Source organism: Falsigemmobacter intermedius, from assembly GCF_004054105.1.
GTDB lineage: Bacteria > Pseudomonadota > Alphaproteobacteria > Rhodobacterales > Rhodobacteraceae > Wagnerdoeblera > Wagnerdoeblera intermedia.
On the sequence record NZ_SBLC01000002.1, the window covers coordinates 83117 to 100801 of the forward strand.

The following is a 17685-nucleotide window of genomic DNA, read 5'->3' on the forward strand; positions in this document are numbered from 1 at the left end:
CTGCGGCTGCGTCTTTGCGCAAACCCCTGCGACAGGTGAGGTGAGCATGCGTGCTCTCGGGCAAAAAACCCTGATTTCAGCGGCAGATCTGCTGCGCTTTTCAGCCTGCGCCCATGCCCGCCGGCTTGATCTGCAGCACGCGCCTCAGCCTGCCTCCGCCGCACTTGTGCAGGCGGCAGCAGCGACGCTTGAGGCCATGCGCCGGGGCGATGACCTCATCAGCCCTGCGGTTTTTCTGACAGGAGACACTCTCGCGCAGGCCGATTTTCTGCGCCGCGTTCCCCGCCCGTCAAAGCGCGGCACGCAAAGCTATGAGCCCGGTCTGATCACCACCGAAGCGCCCGGCCCCGCCGGGGTCATTGCCCTCGCCCTTTGTGCCGATCTGATGGCGGACGTCCAGGGAGAGGTGCCGCAGGCGGCGCATTTCGGGCCGGACAGTCAGACGACCACCCCGCTGCCGCTGCGCGATTACATTCACTACACCCGCAGTCTTCATGCCCGGCTGAAAGCCTTCAGCGCAGACCCTCCGCAGACCCGCCCGCAGCCCTGCGCGGGGTGTGGCGACTGCCGCTGGCAGCCGCAGTGCCGGGCGCGCTGGCAGGCTGAGGACAGTCTTTATCAGCTCGCCGGGCTAAAACGCGGCCAGGCAAAAGCGCTGATCGCTGCGGGGGTAGAAACCCTCACCGCGCTGTCAGACCTGAGCGCCCCGCCCCGGGGGCTGACGGAGGGCACCACCGCCCGCCTTGCGGCGCGGGCACGGCTGCATCTTTCAGGGGATAAGGGGGCCACCCGCTTTGAGCCGCGCCCCGCCAGCCCCGGTCAGGGCTTTGATCTTCTGCCTGCGCCGCAGGAGGGGGATGTTTTTTACGCGCTCAGCGGCGAAAACCATGCTCTCGGCAGCGGTGAGACCCTCATGCTTTACGGGCCGGGCGCGGCGGAGCTCACCCGCCTGCCCGACGATCTGAAACGCCATTTTGAGCGCTTCCCCACCGCGCAGATCTGCCATTTCGGCCCTGAGCCCTCAAACGCGCTGAAGCGGCTGACGACCACCCTGGGCTCCGGCGAAGCCTTCCTCGACCGGCTGCTGCGCGAGCGGCGTCTGACCGATCTTGCCGCCGTGCTGCGGGGGGCTTTCCTCTGCGCAAAGCCCCCTGCCCGGATCGCGGATCTGGCGGAATTTCTCGGCCTGCCGCCCCTCACAACCGAGCCTTCGGCTGATCTGGCCTGCCGGCTGACCGAAGACCTCCGCGCCTGGCTTTTGCAAAATCGCCCCGAGCGTCCCTGGCCGCAACCCGCCCCCCAGGCCGCCGAAAAGGAAAGCCTGGAGGACAGCGAAAGCGCGGAACTGCGCGCCCTCCTGGCTGCCTCAGATCTGAGTGCAGAGCGTCAGGCGATGCTCTTTGATCTGGGGATGTTTCACCGCCGCGAAGTGAAGCCCGCGCAATGGGCGGTCTTTTCCTCTCTCAGCAAAGAGGAGGAGGAACTTCTTGAGGATCTCGATGCGCTTGGCGGTCTGATCGCAGTCAGCCCGGTTGAGCCGGTGAAACGCTCGTTCCGGCGCAGCTACCGCTTTCCGCCGCAGGAGACGAAACTGCGGGCGGGCAAGCGCGTCACCCTGCCGGTCGAAGACGGCCCGCCTGCTTCGGTCACCATCGAGGAAATGGACCGCCGCGCCGGGCACATTACGCTCAAAGCCGGGCCGGGCAAGGCCGCGCTGCTGGGCGAGCGGCTGAACCTGCACCCCGACTGGCCGCTCGACACCAAAGTCCTCGCAGCGGCGCTGCGCGATGTCATTGAGGATCAATGCGGCCCCCGTCAGTACCGCGCGGTGGAGGATCTGCTCTCCCGCAGCCCCCCGCGGCTGAGCAGCGGCCCGCTGAGCGCAATGGACGATCCGGTCAGCGCCGTTGTGGCGGCGACCAGCGCTCTCGATCACAGCCTTTTGCCGATCCAGGGACCGCCCGGCACCGGGAAAACCTATGTCACCGCCCGCGCGATCCTTGCGCTGCTGCGCCAGGGGGCGCGGGTGGGCGTGACGTCGAACAGCCATGAGGCCATCCGCAATGTGCTGACCGGCTGCCTTGCGGCCGCAGAGAGCGATGATCTGCCCTTCACCCTTGATCTTGTGCACAAAACCTCCGGCCCGGAGGATGGCTACCCCGAAGACAGCCCCGTGCGGCGCACCACCAGCAACGAAGAAGCGGCGGGCGGGCGGCATATCGTCGGTGCCACGGCCTGGTTCTTCTGCCGGGATGAGAATATCCAGGCCTTTGACTGGCTCTTTGTCGATGAGGCCGGACAGGTGGGCCTCGCCAATATGACCGCCATGGGGCGCGCGGCTAAAAACATCGTTCTGGTGGGTGATCCGCAGCAGCTGCCTCAGGTGGTTCAGGGCCTGCATCCGGAACCGGCGGGACGCTCCTGCCTGGAGTGGGTGATCGGCGGCGATGGCACGGTGACGCCAGATCGCGGGATCTTTTTGTCGGTGTCGCGGCGGATGCACCCGGAGGTCTGCAGCTATATCTCAGATCAGATCTATGCCGGGCGGCTGACGAGCCATCCGGAGACCGCATTGCAGGGCGTGACGGGCTGTCGCTATCCGGCAGCAGGCGCCTTCTTTGTGCCCCTCGATCATGAAGGCAACAGCCAGACCGCCCCGGAAGAGGCCGCAGCCATCCGCGAAGCGGTGAGCGAACTGCTCAAGGGCTGCTGGCAGGGCAAAACCGGTGCGCCCCGTCCCATGAGGCCACAGGATATCATTGTGGTCGCGCCCTATAATGCCCAGGTCAATGCGCTGCGCGAGATCATGCCGCCGGGGATCCGGGTCGGCACGGTTGACACCTTTCAGGGCCAGGAGGCCCCGGTCTGCCTCGTGTCGATGACGGCCTCATCGGCGGAAGAAAGCGCGCGGGGGATGGAGTTTCTGCTCTCGCTCAACCGGATCAATGTGGCGGTCTCACGGGCCAAAGCCCTGGCGCTGGTCTTTGGCGCGCGCCGCCTGCGCGAGGCGGCCTGCAGCAGCATCAACGAAATCCGCCTCGTGAACACCCTCTGCGCGCTGCCGGTCTGCTCCTGATCGGCCCTGCGGGAGCCGCAATGGTGACAGAGCCTCACCGGGACTGATGACGGGGGGCTCATGCCCAGCGGCTTACTCCAAAGCGTGACCCGACCTCCCTTCGGCTCTCCCCTGGTGAGCAATGTCACCCGGGGCGGGCCGAAAGGCTAATACCGCAGACAAGCGCGCGCCAAAGCAGATCGCAGCCGGACCGATCACCGGCCGGGCGGGCAATGGCGCTTTCGCGTGGTGCCCGGCGCGGATCTGCCGCAGCAAAAACGATAAGGGCCAGCCTGCCCGCGCAGCGCTGGCCCCTCCTGCGGGCAGAGATCTGTCCGCGGCCGCCTGAGCCCCGTCTTAAAGGACGTAGCGTCCCAGATCGGCCGACCGCGCCAGCTCACCCAGCTGCGCTTCGACATAAGCCGCATCGATCACCACAGCCTCGCCGCCGCGATCGGGAGCCGCGAAGGACAGCTCTTCAAAGACCCGCTCCATCACAGTGTAAAGCCGCCGTGCACCGATGTTTTCCACCGTGCGGTTCACCTCTGCCGCAATGCGGGCCAGCGCGTCGATGCCATCTTCTGCAAAGGTGACAGTGACACCCTCAGTCGCCATCAGCGCGGTGTACTGACGGGTCAGCGCATTGTCGGTCTCCGTCAGGATGCGGCGGAAATCGCCCTCCGTCAGCGCCTTCAGCTCCACCCGGATCGGCAGACGGCCCTGAAGCTCCGGCAGCAGGTCCGAGGGTTTGGCCACATGGAAGGCCCCCGAGCAGATGAAGAGGATATGATCGGTCTTCACCGCACCGAGCTTGGTTGAAACCGTCGTGCCCTCAATCAGCGGCAGCAGATCGCGCTGCACGCCTTCGCGGCTGACATCCGCGCCCCGGGTCTCGGCCCGCGCAGCAACCTTGTCGATCTCATCAATGAAGACGATGCCCGATTCCTGCACGGCTTCGAGGGCTGCGGCCTTGACCGCATCATCATCGAGCAGCTTGTCCGCCTCTTCCGAGATCAGAACCTCATAGCTTTCCGCCACGGTCATCCGCTTGCGGGTTTTGCGCCCGCCAAAGGCTTTACCCAGCAGATCCTGCAGACCCTGCATCTGATCCATGCCGCCGCCGGGCAGACCCGGCATCATCTGCAGCGCGGGCGCCGCTTCCGAGACCTCAATCTCAATCATGGTCTCATCAAGCTCACCGCGCTTGAGTTTGGCGCGGAACATCTCGCGGGTCTGCTCGCGGGCATCGGCACCGGCGATGGCGGCGACGACGCGGTCTTCCGCCGCCTGATGGGCGCGGGCCTTCACCTCTTCGCGCATACGGGCGCGGGTGTCATGCATGGCCACATCCGCCAGATCGCGGATGATGCTGTCGACGTCACGGCCGACATAGCCCACTTCGGTGAACTTCGTGGCCTCCACCTTCAGGAAGGGGGCCTGAGCGAGCTTGGCCAGACGGCGCGAAATCTCGGTTTTACCCACACCGGTCGGGCCGATCATCAGGATGTTTTTCGGCTGCACCTCTTCGCGCAGACCACCCTCAAGCTGGCGGCGACGCCAGCGGTTGCGCAAAGCCACGGCGACTGCGCGTTTCGCATCGGACTGGCCGATGATGAAACGGTCAAGCTCGGAGACGATTTCGCGTGGGGTCAGATCAGTCATATCCGTTGTCCATAGGGAGGAAGGCGGGTCTTGCCGGGAAACTCCGGCAGCGCCCGCAAAAGCGCCCCGCGCAGCCGGTCCCACTGCGCGCCAAGGAACACGAGGCCAAGGCCCAGTCCCAGGATCACCAGCATCGGGCTGTCAAACAGGGCAAAGACGATCCCGACGGCATAGGCCGCGCCGGAAACAAGGAAAGAACGCCGGTCAATCACCAGAGCCACCAGCGCCAGCAGGCACAGGATCGCCAGCAAAGGCAGGCTGTGGTCATAGCTCAGCAGCCGCAGCGCCAGCGGGTTGATGATCGCAGGAGCGGCAAGAACATGCAGCCAGAAACCGGTCGCCGCCCGGGTCGAGATCCGCCGCGGATCGCTGAGATCAAAGCGCATGGCCAGCGCAAAGCAGCCCAGACCAAAGCCCATCGACAAAAGCGCAGGAAGTCCCGAGGAGGAGAAATGCAGCAGCGCAAAGGCGTCATCCGGCACCATGTTGCGATGCGCCAGCCAGGTCCAGACCGTGGTGAAGACCGCCCCGCCGATCAAAAGCGCATCAAAGGGCACGCGGAAGATGCGGTAATGCACCATCATCCCCACAGCCGCCGTGGCGAAGGTCAGCGGCTTGAGCAGGCCGAAAGGCAGATCCAGCGCCTCGCCCAGAATACCGCCAAGCGTCAGAAAGCTCAGGCCAAACATCACCGCCAGCGCGATGGAGGGGGCCACCATCCGCCGCGTCAGAGTGAAATAGCGCTGCACGCCGTAAAGTCCCGCCAACGTCAGCGCCACCCCCGCCAGCGAGGACAAAGTGCCCGGCAGGCCCTCTGCCGTCAGAATGGCCGCCAGAACCCCGGTCCAGCCCGCAAAAAGGATGCTCAGCCCGATGACGATGAAGATCTCATTGAAACCGCGAAAAAGCTGAAAGGGCTCTTCCGAGGGGGCAAGGCCCGCAGCTTCCTGCATCCGCTGGTCCGCCAGCGCCGTCAGCCCCGTGGCCTGAGCCTCAGAGATCAGGCCGGAGCGGACCGCGGTCTTGAGATCCTCAGAGGTGATCATGGGGCGGGCACGCGCTCAACGGTCAGATTGCCGTTGGTATAGACGCAGATCGAAGCCGCGATGGCCATGGCTTTGCGCGCCACATCTTCGGCAGAAAGATCGGTCTCCATCAGACCGCGCGCCGCCGCCAGGGCGAAGTTGCCGCCCGAGCCGATGGCCGCCACGTCATGTTCCGGCTCCAGCACATCGCCCGCACCGGTGATGACGTAAAGCCCCGCCCCGTCGGTCACGATCAGCATGGCCTCAAGATTGCGGAGGTATTTATCCATCCGCCAGTCTTTCGCCAGATCCACGCAGGCGCGCAGAAGCTGGCCCGGCGCGGCTTCAAGCTTGCGCTCAAGACGTTCAAGAAGCGTGAAGGCATCCGCAGTCGATCCGGCAAAGCCCACCACCACATCACGGCCGCCCGGCGAAAGCCTCCGCACTTTGCGTGCGGTGCCCTTAATCACCGTCTGACCAAGGCTCACCTGGCCATCGCCTGCGATCACCACTTCACCGCCCCGGCGCACACCAAGAATCGTCGTCCCGTGCCAGCCGGGGAATTTATCGTCAGCCATCGTGCCGCGCTCCGTCATAGTCCTGATCCGATATGGCGGCAGGACCGCTGAGGCGCAAGACCGGCGGGATTAATCGGCTGCGAGCGCCAGCGGCAAAATCGTGGTGGATTTAATCTCTTCCATGCTCAGAAGCGCGGTGACGTTGTAAATCCGAACCTCAGAGATCAGCGCCTGATAGAAGGTGTCATAGGCGCGGGCGTTTTTCACCCGGACCTTCAGGATATAATCGATATCCCCCGCAAGGCGATGCGCCTCCAGCACTTCGGGGCGGCTTTGCAGAACCTGCAAAAACTTACCCTGCCAGCCCGCATCATGCTCTGACGTCCGCACCAGGACGAAGAAACAGGCCTCAAGCCCGAGCGCCTCGGCATCCAGCAGCGCCGTGGTGCGCAGGATGACGCCACTTTCTTTCATCCGCCGGATACGGTTCCAGACCGGCGTTTTGGAGCTGCTGACCCGCCGCGCGATCTCATCAAGAGAGAGCGAGGCATCTTCCTGGAGTGCAGCAAGGATTTTCCGATCCATCTCATCCAGACGGGCAGCCATACCATAGATCTCCTGATGACCGGGACAGAAGGGCCCCATTTGCCTATATATCCGGGAATTTATCCCAAAGCTCAAGGGCGGAACCGCAGATCAGAGGGGCGATCTTCCTGCTGCCTGCCCCGTGACGATCCGCCACCCCTGCCCGCAGTGCGCCGCGGCCGCATCACCCTCTCGCGCGGCTTTCCCTTTGCCTGAGTTTTCGTTAAGGGAAAAGCCGTTCTGAGTGCGGCCCGCAGATCGGGTCGCGACCTCGCTGTTGCGGTGCCTGACACCCTGAACCGGACCCGAGACGCATGACCGATACGCCCGCCTCTACCCGCCCTGCCACGCTGCTGCCCGACGCGCAAACCGTGACGGAGGTGAAACACTGGACCGACCGTCTGTTTTCCTTCCGCGTGACGCGGCCGCAAAGCCTGCGCTTCCGCTCGGGCGAATTTGTGATGATCGGCCTGATGGGCGAGAACGGCCGCCCGCTGCTGCGCGCCTATTCCATCGCCTCACCGGCCTGGGATGATGAGCTTGAGTTCTATTCGATCAAAGTGCCGGATGGTCCGCTGACCTCAAAGCTGCAGCACATTCAGCCCGGCGATCAGATCATTCTGCGGCCCAAACCCGTGGGCACCCTGGTGCATGACGCGCTGCTTCCGGGCAAACGGCTGTGGCTTCTGGCCACAGGCACCGGCTTTGCGCCCTTCGCCTCGCTGCTGCGCGAGCCGGAGACCTGGGAGAAATACGACCAGGTCGTCATGATGCACACCTGCCGTGAGGTGGCGGAACTGGCTTACGGTCAGGAACTGGTGGCAAAGCTGCGCGAAGATGAGCTGATCGGCGAGCTGATCGGGGACAAGCTCTTCTATTACCCCACCACCACCCGCGAAGACTTCAGCCACATGGGCCGCGTCACCGACAACCTGACCTCCGGCAAAGTCTTCCGCGACCTTGGCCTCGAAGAGGGCCTGACGGCAGAGCGCGACCGCGCCATGATCTGCGGCAGCCTGGCCTTTAACGTCGATGTCAAAGCGATCCTTGAGGCGGCCGGTCTGCGCGAGGGGGCCAATTCGGACCCCGGGCATTTTGTGGTCGAAAAGGCCTTCGTCGGCGACGGCATCTGAGCCTGCCACAGCGCGAGAGACCAAAGGGCCGGGACTTCCCGGCCTTTTTTCATGCGGCGCGAAATTGCGCAGTTCCGCGCTGAAGGCGCTGGCGCAAATCCGGCGCTCTCTGATCCGCGTCCGGCCTTATCGGGCGGTCGGCAGGGCGACGGGGGAGCAAAATCCCTGCGGGATCATCAGGCTCAGCGCTTCAGGCCATGGCCACAGACCACCGGCAGAGAAGATATTTCCAAAACGCCGCCAAAGGCTTGACAGGAAAATCCAGGTTTGCGATCTGCTCCCTCCCGGCAAAAGGCCGCCTTCTGCCCCCCGCGATGCCGCGTCAGAATCACCCGCTGTGACACTCTGCCGCTGACCCGCGCATGAGCGAAAAAACCGCCCGGAAATGGGGCAAAACCGGCGGCGCAGAATTGAGCAATTGTCGGAAGTTCAGCCGCCTTCCGATCCGCCCCATTCTTCGATTGCCGCTATTTACGCCGCTTTGCATATTTTTTATGCAACAGACAGGATTCCCCTTCCGGGTTCTGACTGCGCAACGCCCTTCCCTTGTTCCCGCCCTCCGAACATGGTCAGGAGGTCACAGGAGAGGGCAACGAAGGAGATCCGGGCCATGAAGAAGATCGAAGCGATCATCAAACCCTTCAAGCTCGATGAAGTCAAAGAGGCGCTCCAGGACGTTGGCATCCAGGGCCTCAGCGTGATCGAAGTCAAAGGCTTCGGACGCCAGAAAGGTCACACCGAACTTTACCGTGGCGCAGAATATGTCGTCGACTTTCTGCCCAAGGTGAAAATCGAAGTCATCCTCCCGGATGACATGGTGGATGCCGCCGTGGAAGCGATCATCTCCGCTGCCCGCACGGATAAAATCGGCGATGGCAAGATTTTCGTCTCGCCCGTCGAACAGGTCATCCGCATCCGCACCGGCGAAACCGGCGAGGACGCGATTTAATTCCGGGCCAAGGCCCGAACCCGAAACCGAAAACGGAAGGAACCAGGTATGAGCAAGGTTCAGGACGTCCTTAAGCTTCTCAAGGACGAAGATGTCGCTTACGTCGACGTGCGCTTCACCGACCCGAAAGGCAAACTCCAGCACGTGACGCTGGATGTGGACCTGGTCGACGAAGACTTCTTTGAAGAAGGCTTCATGTTCGACGGCTCCTCGATTGCCGGCTGGAAGTCGATCGATCAGTCCGACATGAAACTGATGCCCGATGCAGGCTCGGCCTATATCGACCCCTTCTACGCGGAAAAAACCCTCTGCGTGCACTGCGACGTGGTGGAACCGGACACCGGTGAATCCTATGACCGCTGCCCGCGCCAGATCGCGAAGAAAGCAGAAGCCTACCTGAAGTCGACCGGTATCGGTGATGCCGCTTACTTCGGCCCGGAAGCTGAATTCTTCATTTTCGACGACGTCCGTTACTCGGTCTCGCCGCAGAAAGTCTCCTACTCGATCGACGCTGCAGGCGCTGCCTGGAACACCGATGCAGAGTTTGAATCGGGCAACCTCGCACATCGTGCAGGCTTCAAGGGCGGCTATTTCCCGGTCAACCCGATCGACGAAGCGCAGGACCTGCGTTCGGAAATGCTCTCGACCATGAAGCGCATGGGCATGAAGGTCGACAAGCACCACCACGAAGTGGCGACCTGCCAGCACGAACTCGGCCTGATCTTCGGTGGTCTGGTTGAGCAGGCTGACAACATCCAGAAATACAAATACGTGATCCACAACGTGGCCCACGCCTACGGCAAAACCGTGACCTTCATGCCGAAACCCATGAAGGGCGACAACGGCTCGGGCATGCACGTGAACATGTCGATCTGGAAAGACGGCAAGCCGCTGTTCTCGGGCGACAAATACGCTGACCTCAGCCAGGAAGCTCTGTGGTTCATCGGTGGTATCCTGAAGCACGCGAAAGCGCTGAACGCGATCACCAACCCCTCGACCAACTCCTACAAGCGTCTGATCCCGGGCTTTGAAGCTCCGGTTCTGCGCGCCTTCTCGGCACGCAACCGCTCGGGCTGCGTTCGTATTCCGTGGACCGAATCGCCGAAAGCCAAGCGCGTTGAAGCCCGCTTCCCCGATCCTTCGGCAAACCCCTACCTGGCGTTTGCAGCGCTCATGATGGCCGGCCTTGACGGCATCAAGAACAAGATCGATCCGGGCCCGGCTTCGGACAAAGACCTCTACGATCTGCCGCCGGAAGAACTGGCAGCAATCCCGACCGTCTGCGGCTCGCTGCGTGAAGCGCTTGAAGAGCTGAGCAAAGACATGGACTTCCTGCTGGCGGGCGACGTCTTCACCCGCGACCAGCTGGAATCCTACATCGCGCTGAAGTGGGAAGAAGTGTATGCCTATGAGCACACCCCCCACCCGGTCGAGTACCAGATGTACTACTCCTGCTGATCCCTTCGGGACCGGCGAAAGGGCGCCCTTCGGGGCGCCCTTTTTCTTTGCAAAGGCGCAGGGGGTGGTCGCAGGCAGACCGTGCACCTACCTTTGAAGAGACCTCAAGGGAGAGCTCCATGACCGCTGCCCCGCAAAGCCCCGCCGCCGCCCGCTGGCCTGCTCAGACACCCGGCGCGATCCAGCTTTATTCCTACCCCACGCCCAATGGCGTCAAAGTCTCGCTGATGCTGGAGGAGAGCGGCCTGGCCTATGACGCCCATCTGGTCGATTTTGCCAAAGGCGATCAGAAAACGCCGGAATTTCTGGCGGTAAACCCCAATGGCAAAATCCCGGCGATCTTTGATCCGCAAGGGCCGGAGGGCCGGCCGGTGACGCTGTTCGAAAGCGGTGCGATTCTTCTTTATCTGGCGGAGAAATCAGGAAAATTCCTGCCCGCCGATAAGAAATGGCAGATCACCCAATGGCTGATGTTCCAGATGGCGGGCATCGGGCCGATGTTCGGGCAGTTCGGCTTTTTCCATCACTACGCCGGAAAAGCTGTCGAAGCCCCCCTCCCGCGGGAGCGGTACCGCGCAGAGGCGGCGCGACTGCTGCAGGTCCTGGATCAGGCGCTCGAAGGCCAGAACTGGATCGCGGGGGAGTATTCCATCGCGGATATGGCCATCGGCCCCTGGCTGCATGGCATGATGCATCACTACAAAGGCGCAGAGGCCGTGGGCTGGTCGGATCTGAAAAATGTCCCCGCCTATTTCGACCGCTTCATGGCGCGTCCCGCCGTTCAGCGCGCTCTGAACATCCCCGCCGTTCCTTAAGCGGCGGTTTGCGGCGGGGCCTTCCCCGCTGCATCACGACTGGACAAGTCGGGATTATGAGAGCAGTCTGGCAGCGCAGAGCCGGGGGGAAATGATGCGTAAGTTCATGGTGGTGCTCGACGACAGCCGCGAATGCCTGAATGCAATGCGCTATGCCACGCTGCGCGCGTCGCATACCGATGCGGCCGTGGTGATCCTGTCAGTTATCCCGCCCGAGGAATTTCAGCACTGGATGGGCGTCGCGGATCTGATGCGGGCCGAGGCGCGGGAGCGGATCGAGGCGCATTTTGAGGTTTTCGCCAAGTGGATGCGCTCAAAGCACAATGTCCACCCGACCCTTGTGATCCGTGAGGGTGAAGTGGCCGCAGAGGTTCTGGCGCAGCTTCGCGAAGATCCGGAGATCGGTGTGCTGGTCCTGGGCGCGGGCTCCGATAAATCCGGCCCCGGTCCGCTGGTGACGCTGCTTTCCAAAGGATCGGCCAATCTGCCCTGCCCGGTCACCATCGTGCCGGGCGAGATGTCGAAAGAACGCCTTGAGGCGATTACCTGACCCTCAGGTCCGGAAGCGGTTGAAGGCGGCAGAGGCCAGCCAGCCCGCCGCAATGGCCAGCGCCAGCGACAGGATGCCATAGATCAGCGGCTGATCGAGGGCGAGGCGGTGCAAAAACCGCTCAATCCCCTGTTTATGCACGTCAATCAGCTGCTCTTCCTCAGCAATGACCCGGCCCTCGCGCAGCAGAAAGACCCGCGTGCGGAAGATACCCTCCGTCAGATTGGCGGGCAGGACGACATCGGCGCGGATCAGCACATCACGCTCCAGCACCACACCGCCGTCCTGACGGCTGAAAGCCCCGCTCTGGGTGCGAAGCCGCATCAGGGCCTCTGTGAAAAGCCCGGTGTCTTCCGCCTGATGGGCCACGCCGATCGTGCGCACCATCTGCGGCAGCGTGATGCGGTGGCGCAGATCATCGGTCGCCGAAAGGATCTCTTCCAGCGGACGGGTAGAGGCGACGGCGTAATAGACCGGGGCCGAAGTCACCTCCACCGCATCGGTGTTGACCCAGATCCCGAAGACCCGCTCTTTGCGGCGCACCGTGACCGGACCCGACGGGCCTTCGATGGTGACGATGACATCGAGCGGGCCCTCAGGCGCAGGCGCATCACGCGCGACCGCACCAAAGACCACGATCTCTGAGCCGTCAAAGTTGACGGTAATACCGACGCGACTTTGCGACAGCCCCGTCACCACCTCTTCGGTGGCCGCAGCGGGTGTGCAAAGCGCAAAAAGGCTGAGGAGCAATCCGCGCAGAAGCTTCATGGCAGCCGCCCCGGTGTCAGGACATAAAGCTCTCCTGGCGTGACCAGCAGATCCAGCGCGATCTTCACCGACATCGCCAGCACCAAAAGCGCCAGCAGCAGCCGCAGGCGTTCTGCCTTGAGTTTCAGCCCGATCCGCGTGCCGATCTGTGCGCCGATCACACCGCCCACGATCAGCATGACCGCCAGCAGAATATCGACCGAATAGGCCGTCACCGCATGCATCAGCGTGGTGAAAGCCGTGACAAAGATGATCTGAAACAGCGAGGTGCCCACGACCACTTTCGTCGGCATCCCCAGCAGATAGATCATCGCCGGCACCATAATGAAGCCGCCGCCAACCCCCATGATCGCCGCCAGAAACCCGACCGCCGCGCCCACCAGAACGGGGGGGATCGCGCTGATATAAAGCCCTGAGGCGCGGAATTTCATCTTCAGCGGCAGACGGTGCACCATGCGGTGCTGATGTGCGCGGCGCGGCGCGGTGCCGGTCTGGGCGCGGCGGATGGCGCGCAGGCTTTCCTGCAGCATCATCAGGCCGATGAGGCCCAGAAACAGCACATAGGAAAGCTGCACCATCAGCTCAACCTGGCCCATCCGGCGCAGGATCGAAAAGACCCAGATCCCAAGCGCTGAGCCGACCATACCCCCGCCCAGAAGCACCAGCCCCATGCGAAAATCGACCGTGCGCCGCTTCACATGCGCCAGCACGCCCGAAACCGAAGAGGCCACCACCTGGTTTGCCCCGGTCGCCACCGCCACGCCGGGCGGCACGCCGATCAGCATCAGCAAAGGGGTGATCAGAAAGCCGCCGCCGACGCCGAACATGCCCGACAGCACCCCCACCACTCCGCCAAGCCCGAGCAGAGTCAATGCATTGACCGAGACCTCAGCGATGGGAAGATAAAGCTGCATGAAGACCTGACGCGCAAAGAGGCGGTTTAACCCTCACAGTCGCACCCCGGGGCGGCATTGTCAAAGCGACGTCAAAGCCCCGGGGCGTGCCAGGGTCTCAGGGGGTCAGGACAGTGGTCGGGTCATCACCACGGCATCGACGGGCACGCCCTCAGGACTGCGGTAATAGCCTTTGCGCCGCCCCGCCGTCTGCCAGCCCTCTGCCTCATAAAGTGCGCGGGCAGCGGGGTTGTCGGCCGCAACCTCCAGATAAGCGGTCACAGCCCCAAGATCGGCGCAGCCCCTGTAGAAAGCCGCCATCAGGCGACGGCCCAGGCCCTGGCGACGGGCTGCGGGGTCAACGGCGATGGTCAGAAGCTCTGCCTCATCAAGGGTCACCCGGCCCAGCACGAAGCCACCTGGCAGAGCCCGCAGCACCGCGCCGGGGGCGGCTGCCAGATCGCGCAGTTCCGCCTCACTCCAGGGGCGGGGATGGGTGAAAGAGCCTGCGTGGATCGCCGCGAGGGTCGCAAAATCAGGCATCGAGAATAGCCGGCGGCGGATCGGACGGCGGGGCGGCATCTGCCGGGCGCACATAAAGCGGCGCCGGACGCGGCAGAGCCTTACCCGTGGCCAGACGGCGCAGGGCGATGCGGTTCATGACCTGCGGCAGATCAAACCCCTCAATCGCGCTCCAATGCGGCTGGTCGCACAGAGAAAGCCCAAGGCCCGCCGCAACCTCAGCGGCAGCATATCCGCAGACCTCTGCCCCCGACTGCGGGAGAGCGTCATCTCTCTCTCCAGGGGTCAGCAGATGCGGTGCCGCCACCGCAACACCGTCCCGGATATGCTGAAGATAGACACGGCCCTGTGGCGCGGGCAGTGAAACCAGCAGATCGCCGTCCCCGGCCCCCTCTGCCTGGATCTCAAACTGCGAGACGCCCACCACCGGGATTTTCAGCGCAAGGCCAAGGCCCCGGGCCGCCGCCACGGCGATCCGGATCCCGGTGAAATTGCCCGGACCCGTGCCGACCGCCAGCGCAGAAAGGTCTTGATAGCCAAGGCCCGCTGCGGCCAGAAGCCCGCTCAGCAGGGGCATCAGCCGCTCTGCCTGGCCTTTGGCCATCTCCTCGCGCAACAAAGGGCGCCCCGAGAGGCCCGCCATAATCCACGGCCCCGAAGTGTCAAAAGCCAGAACCGGCCCTTTCGGGGCCGGCTCGCAGGACTGCGCCGGGGCGCTTTGCAGATCAGACGTCATCTCAGGCAGCGACCGGGCGAACCTCGGTGACTTCCGGGATGTAATGGCGCAGCAGGTTCTCGATGCCCATCTTCAGAGTGAGCGTCGAAGAGGGGCAACCCGCGCAGGCGCCCTTCATGTGCAGATAGACGACGCCGCGATCAAAACCGTGGAAGGTGATGTCGCCGCCGTCCTGGGCCACAGCCGGACGCACACGGGTGTCGAGCAGATCTTTGATCTGACGCACGATCTCACCGTCTTCGCCCTCATGCGCCATGTGGGCGGCAGCTGCCTCACCCTCGATGACCGGAGCGCCGGACTGGAAATGCTCCATGATGGCGCCGAGGATCGCGGGCTTCACATGCTCCCAGGCGACATCCGCGGCTTTGGTCACCGTGACGAAATCATGGCCAAGGAAAACCCCGGTCACACCACCGGTCGCAAAGATCCGGCGCGCGAGCGGCGATTTCTGCGCCGCCTCCAGCGAGGGGAAATCAGCGGTGCCAAGATCCATGACCTCACGGCCAGGCAGGAACTTCAGCGTTGCGGGGTTCGGGGTGGTTTCGGTCTGAATGAACATGGCGGTCCCTCCGGGGCGTTAGACTGGATATGCGACCGGGGGGCGGGCCTGTCAAGGCAAGCCCCCCGGGGGCGTTGCGCCTCAGGTGGCCATGGGCCAGATCAGCCGCGTGGGCGTGACGATCAGATCAAGCGGCTGATCGGTCGGCTCAACAGGCACCAGATCGGCCTCCTGGGCGTCAAAGGCAAAGCCGATCGCGGTGACTTTGCCCCTGGCCCGCAAAGCCTCAAGGGTGCGGTCGTAAAAGCCCCCGCCATAGCCCAGGCGATAGCCCCGCGCGTCAAAGGCCAGCATCGGCACGATCAGCACCTGCGGCACCAGCTCCGGCGCGCTCTGCGGCGGCTCATGCGTGCCGAATGCGCCGGGAACCAGCGCCTCGCCGGGCTTCCAGGCCCGAAAGATCAGCGGCGCGGCTTTGCGCGCAACCACGGGAAGACAGCAGTCCCCCGAATGCGCCGCCATGGCCAGCGCCGGATCGGCTTCGCTGCGCATGGCGAGATAGCCCGCGAGCACCTGCCCCTGAAAATCGCCCAGAGCGGCAGAGAGCCGCAGATTGGCCGCCGTCAGGTTTTCGCGCTCAAAAGCCTCCGCCCGCAGATCGGCGGCGCGGCGGCGCAGATCGGCCTTAAACTGCGCTGCCGACACCGCGCGCTCCCTTAACCAAATTCACACCTCTTTTGCAGATGATCCCTCTGCCGGCTCCGTTCAGGGCCTTATTCGGGGGCTATTATGCAAAGCGGACACAATCATCTGCAAGAGCTTCGCCACAGTCTGGATCTGGCACGGGCGCGGGCTATGGCCGCAGGGCAACGGGCTGAGGCGGCAAGGCGCGGTTTCGCCGCAGCCCTCCCCGGCGCGGAGACCCCGCTGACCCCATCGGCGCGCAGCCTCGCCGCACCCGCCATCGCGCTGCTGCGCGAGAGATACCGCCGCGATCACATCCGCCACTGCGCCGCGCTTTCCGATCTGGCAGAGGCGCAGATGGCTGTGTCTGACGCCACCCGAGCCGGGGATCCGCCCGATTAAACCCGATTAAAGCAGCACCAGCGTGGCCAGCCCAAGGAAGCTGAAAAAGCCGATCACATCGGTCAGCGTCATCACAAAGGTGCCGGAAGCCAGCGCCGGATCGAGTTTCAGACGGTTCAGCACCAGAGGGACCACCACCCCGGCCAGGGCCGCCACCGCAAGGTTGATGATCATGGCCGAGCCGATGACCGCACCCAGCCAGATATCCCTGCCATAAAAGGCCCAGGCCATCATCCCCATGCAGAGCGCGAAGATCAGCCCGCTGATCAGGCCCACGGTCAGTTCCCGCCAGACCACCCGCGTCGCGTTTGACGAGGTCAGATCCCGCGTCGCAAGCGCGCGCACCGCCACCGTCAGACTTTGCGTCCCCGCGATTCCGCCCATAGAGGCCACGATGGGCATCAGCGCCGCCAGCGCCACAATGGCCGCGATCGTGCCGTCAAAGAGCGAAATCACCAGGGCCGAGACATTGGCCGTCAGAAGGTTGATCCCAAGCCAGGGCAGACGCTGCTTCAGCGTCTCACCGACACCGTCCGAGATCGAGCTTTCCTCGCCCACACCCGCCATGCGCAGCATGTCTTCTTCATGCTCTTCGTCGAGCACGTTGAGCGCGTCATCAATCGTGATCGCCCCCGCCAGCCGCCCGGCCGCATCAACGACCGGCAACGAGATCAGGTGATACTGCTTAAAGAGATAAGCGACATCCGCCTCGGGCATCTCGCCCTCAACGGTCCGGAAGCTGTCCTCCGCCAGATCCGCGAGCCGCGCATTGCGCCGCGCCGACAGCATCCGCCCAAGGGTCACATAGCCCTGAGGCCGCATCCGCGGATCCACCAGGATCACATGATAGAACTGATCGGGCAGCCCGTCATGTTCGCGCAGGTAATCAATGGCTTCGCCCACGGTCCAATGCAGGGGCGCCGTCACCACTTCGCGCTGCATCAGACGGCCGGCGGAATATTCCGGATAGGCCATCGACTGCTCAACCGCGGCGCGGTCATCCGCCTCAAGCGCCTCAAGGATCAGCTCCTGAGCGGGCTCTTCCAGGTCTTCAAGGATGTCGACCACATCGTCGGTATCAAGCTCGCGCACCGCCCCCGCCAGAACCGCGGGTTCCAGCTGTCCGATGACCTCCTCGCGCAGGCTTTCATCCAGCTCGGAAAGCACCTCGCCGTCGATCTCACCGCCCCAGAGCGCCAGCAGATCGCTTCGCTCCTGCGGGCGGATCTGTTCAAGAACGTCCGCGATATCGGCGGGGTGCAGCGGCTCGAGCAGTGCGGTCAGCTGTGCCGCATCCCCGGCTTCGACCGCTGCGCGGATCTGGTCGATCAGTATCCGCTCTGCGCCGCCCCGTGTGGTGTCATTTTCCGTACTCATCACACATCTCCTGGTCGGCGGCCATTCGGGGGGACCATACCCAAAGGCTGTTTG

General features: G+C 63.8%; 18 protein-coding genes. 7 read left to right on the forward strand and 11 right to left on the reverse strand.

Features of this window, described 5'->3' with window-relative positions; genetic code table 11:
* Positions 1–46: 46 nt before the first annotated feature.
* Positions 47–3076: a bifunctional RecB family nuclease/DEAD/DEAH box helicase gene (locus EP867_RS01545; RefSeq protein ID WP_164888734.1), complete on the forward strand. Its 3030-nt coding sequence runs from the start codon at positions 47–49 to the stop codon at positions 3074–3076.
* A gap of 336 nt (positions 3077–3412) precedes the next feature.
* Here EP867_RS01545 and hslU read toward each other — a convergent pair whose 3' ends face one another.
* From hslU to EP867_RS01565, 4 genes are all read right to left on the reverse strand, one after another.
* Positions 3413–4717 carry an ATP-dependent protease ATPase subunit HslU gene (gene hslU / locus EP867_RS01550; protein ID WP_128486452.1) on the reverse strand — a complete coding sequence of 435 codons (1305 nt, stop codon included), beginning with the start codon at positions 4715–4717 and terminating at the stop codon, positions 3413–3415.
* The gene (locus tag EP867_RS01555; RefSeq protein ID WP_128486453.1) at positions 4714–5763 is read right to left on the reverse strand and encodes a hypothetical protein; all 1050 of its coding nucleotides are present in this window, start codon (positions 5761–5763) and stop codon (positions 4714–4716) included. Before EP867_RS01555 ends, hslU begins: the two co-directional genes overlap by 4 nt.
* Positions 5760–6320 (reverse strand): ATP-dependent protease subunit HslV, encoded by a 561-nt coding sequence (gene hslV, locus EP867_RS01560; RefSeq protein WP_128486454.1) that lies wholly within the window; start codon positions 6318–6320, stop codon positions 5760–5762. The genes EP867_RS01555 and hslV overlap by 4 nt, the downstream gene beginning before the upstream one ends.
* Positions 6321–6389: 69 nt before the next feature.
* Positions 6390–6866 carry an Lrp/AsnC family transcriptional regulator gene (locus tag EP867_RS01565; RefSeq protein WP_128486455.1) on the reverse strand — a complete coding sequence of 159 codons (477 nt, stop codon included), beginning with the start codon at positions 6864–6866 and terminating at the stop codon, positions 6390–6392.
* Positions 6867–7159: 293 nt separating this feature from the next.
* On the opposite strand from EP867_RS01565, the gene EP867_RS01570 reads away from it, so the two are divergent.
* The 5 genes from EP867_RS01570 (at position 7160) to EP867_RS01590 (ending at position 11750) form a co-directional block, all read left to right on the forward strand.
* Positions 7160–7978: a ferredoxin--NADP reductase gene (locus EP867_RS01570; protein WP_128486456.1), complete on the forward strand. Its 819-nt coding sequence runs from the start codon at positions 7160–7162 to the stop codon at positions 7976–7978.
* Positions 7979–8588: 610 nt separating this feature from the next.
* The gene (locus tag EP867_RS01575) at positions 8589–8927 is read left to right on the forward strand and encodes a P-II family nitrogen regulator (RefSeq protein ID WP_128486457.1); all 339 of its coding nucleotides are present in this window, start codon (positions 8589–8591) and stop codon (positions 8925–8927) included.
* A gap of 48 nt (positions 8928–8975) precedes the next feature.
* A complete protein-coding gene (glnA, locus tag EP867_RS01580; protein ID WP_128486458.1) occupies positions 8976–10385 on the forward strand; it encodes a type I glutamate--ammonia ligase in 1410 nt (469 codons plus the stop codon).
* A gap of 119 nt (positions 10386–10504) precedes the next feature.
* On the forward strand, positions 10505–11200 hold the full coding sequence (locus tag EP867_RS01585; RefSeq protein ID WP_128486459.1) for a glutathione S-transferase N-terminal domain-containing protein: 696 nt from the start codon (positions 10505–10507) through the stop codon (positions 11198–11200).
* Positions 11201–11294: 94 nt separating this feature from the next.
* Positions 11295–11750 (forward strand): universal stress protein, encoded by a 456-nt coding sequence (locus EP867_RS01590; protein ID WP_128486460.1) that lies wholly within the window; start codon positions 11295–11297, stop codon positions 11748–11750.
* A gap of 3 nt (positions 11751–11753) precedes the next feature.
* On the opposite strand, the gene EP867_RS01595 is transcribed toward EP867_RS01590, so the two are convergent.
* The 6 genes from EP867_RS01595 to EP867_RS01620 all read right to left on the reverse strand — a co-directional run bounded on the left by EP867_RS01595 (position 11754) and on the right by EP867_RS01620 (position 15873).
* Positions 11754–12518 carry a TIGR02186 family protein gene (locus EP867_RS01595; RefSeq protein ID WP_128486461.1) on the reverse strand — a complete coding sequence of 255 codons (765 nt, stop codon included), beginning with the start codon at positions 12516–12518 and terminating at the stop codon, positions 11754–11756.
* Positions 12515–13432 carry a sulfite exporter TauE/SafE family protein gene (locus EP867_RS01600; protein ID WP_128486462.1) on the reverse strand — a complete coding sequence of 306 codons (918 nt, stop codon included), beginning with the start codon at positions 13430–13432 and terminating at the stop codon, positions 12515–12517. Before EP867_RS01600 ends, EP867_RS01595 begins: the two co-directional genes overlap by 4 nt.
* Before the next feature lie 105 nt (positions 13433–13537).
* A complete protein-coding gene (locus tag EP867_RS01605) occupies positions 13538–13954 on the reverse strand; it encodes a GNAT family N-acetyltransferase (protein WP_128486463.1) in 417 nt (138 codons plus the stop codon).
* On the reverse strand, positions 13947–14669 hold the full coding sequence (gene tsaB / locus EP867_RS01610) for a tRNA (adenosine(37)-N6)-threonylcarbamoyltransferase complex dimerization subunit type 1 TsaB (RefSeq protein WP_128486464.1): 723 nt from the start codon (positions 14667–14669) through the stop codon (positions 13947–13949). Before tsaB ends, EP867_RS01605 begins: the two co-directional genes overlap by 8 nt.
* A gap of 1 nt (position 14670) precedes the next feature.
* The gene (locus tag EP867_RS01615) at positions 14671–15228 is read right to left on the reverse strand and encodes a NifU family protein (RefSeq protein ID WP_128486465.1); all 558 of its coding nucleotides are present in this window, start codon (positions 15226–15228) and stop codon (positions 14671–14673) included.
* An 81-nt stretch (positions 15229–15309) separates the two neighbouring features.
* The gene (locus EP867_RS01620) at positions 15310–15873 is read right to left on the reverse strand and encodes a 5-formyltetrahydrofolate cyclo-ligase (RefSeq protein ID WP_128486466.1); all 564 of its coding nucleotides are present in this window, start codon (positions 15871–15873) and stop codon (positions 15310–15312) included.
* A gap of 84 nt (positions 15874–15957) precedes the next feature.
* Here EP867_RS01620 and EP867_RS01625 point away from each other — a divergent pair, with 84 nt between their 5' ends.
* The gene (locus EP867_RS01625) at positions 15958–16254 is read left to right on the forward strand and encodes a hypothetical protein (RefSeq protein ID WP_128486467.1); all 297 of its coding nucleotides are present in this window, start codon (positions 15958–15960) and stop codon (positions 16252–16254) included.
* 6 nt (positions 16255–16260) lie between these two features.
* Here the strand turns inward: EP867_RS01625 and mgtE are convergent, their stop codons facing one another.
* A complete protein-coding gene (mgtE, locus tag EP867_RS01630; RefSeq protein WP_128486468.1) occupies positions 16261–17631 on the reverse strand; it encodes a magnesium transporter in 1371 nt (456 codons plus the stop codon).
* Positions 17632–17685 lie beyond the last annotated feature (54 nt).

Bases quoted from the DNA above. Each gene is read 5' to 3' on its own strand.
- EP867_RS01545 (WP_164888734.1), top strand. From the start codon at position 47: ATGCGTGCTCTCGGGCAAAAAACCCTGATTTCAGCGGCAGATCTGCTG.
- hslU (WP_128486452.1), bottom strand. From the start codon at position 4,717: ATGACTGATCTGACCCCACGCGAAATCGTCTCCGAGCTTGACCGTTTC.
- EP867_RS01555 (WP_128486453.1), bottom strand. From the start codon at position 5,763: ATGATCACCTCTGAGGATCTCAAGACCGCGGTCCGCTCCGGCCTGATC.
- hslV (WP_128486454.1), bottom strand. From the start codon at position 6,320: ATGGCTGACGATAAATTCCCCGGCTGGCACGGGACGACGATTCTTGGT.
- EP867_RS01565 (WP_128486455.1), bottom strand. From the start codon at position 6,866: ATGGCTGCCCGTCTGGATGAGATGGATCGGAAAATCCTTGCTGCACTC.
- EP867_RS01570 (WP_128486456.1), top strand. From the start codon at position 7,160: ATGACCGATACGCCCGCCTCTACCCGCCCTGCCACGCTGCTGCCCGAC.
- EP867_RS01575 (WP_128486457.1), top strand. From the start codon at position 8,589: ATGAAGAAGATCGAAGCGATCATCAAACCCTTCAAGCTCGATGAAGTC.
- glnA (WP_128486458.1), top strand. From the start codon at position 8,976: ATGAGCAAGGTTCAGGACGTCCTTAAGCTTCTCAAGGACGAAGATGTC.
- EP867_RS01585 (WP_128486459.1), top strand. From the start codon at position 10,505: ATGACCGCTGCCCCGCAAAGCCCCGCCGCCGCCCGCTGGCCTGCTCAG.
- EP867_RS01590 (WP_128486460.1), top strand. From the start codon at position 11,295: ATGCGTAAGTTCATGGTGGTGCTCGACGACAGCCGCGAATGCCTGAAT.
- EP867_RS01595 (WP_128486461.1), bottom strand. From the start codon at position 12,518: ATGAAGCTTCTGCGCGGATTGCTCCTCAGCCTTTTTGCGCTTTGCACA.
- EP867_RS01600 (WP_128486462.1), bottom strand. From the start codon at position 13,432: ATGCAGCTTTATCTTCCCATCGCTGAGGTCTCGGTCAATGCATTGACT.
- EP867_RS01605 (WP_128486463.1), bottom strand. From the start codon at position 13,954: ATGCCTGATTTTGCGACCCTCGCGGCGATCCACGCAGGCTCTTTCACC.
- tsaB (WP_128486464.1), bottom strand. From the start codon at position 14,669: ATGACGTCTGATCTGCAAAGCGCCCCGGCGCAGTCCTGCGAGCCGGCC.
- EP867_RS01615 (WP_128486465.1), bottom strand. From the start codon at position 15,228: ATGTTCATTCAGACCGAAACCACCCCGAACCCCGCAACGCTGAAGTTC.
- EP867_RS01625 (WP_128486467.1), top strand. From the start codon at position 15,958: ATGCAAAGCGGACACAATCATCTGCAAGAGCTTCGCCACAGTCTGGAT.
- mgtE (WP_128486468.1), bottom strand. From the start codon at position 17,631: ATGAGTACGGAAAATGACACCACACGGGGCGGCGCAGAGCGGATACTG.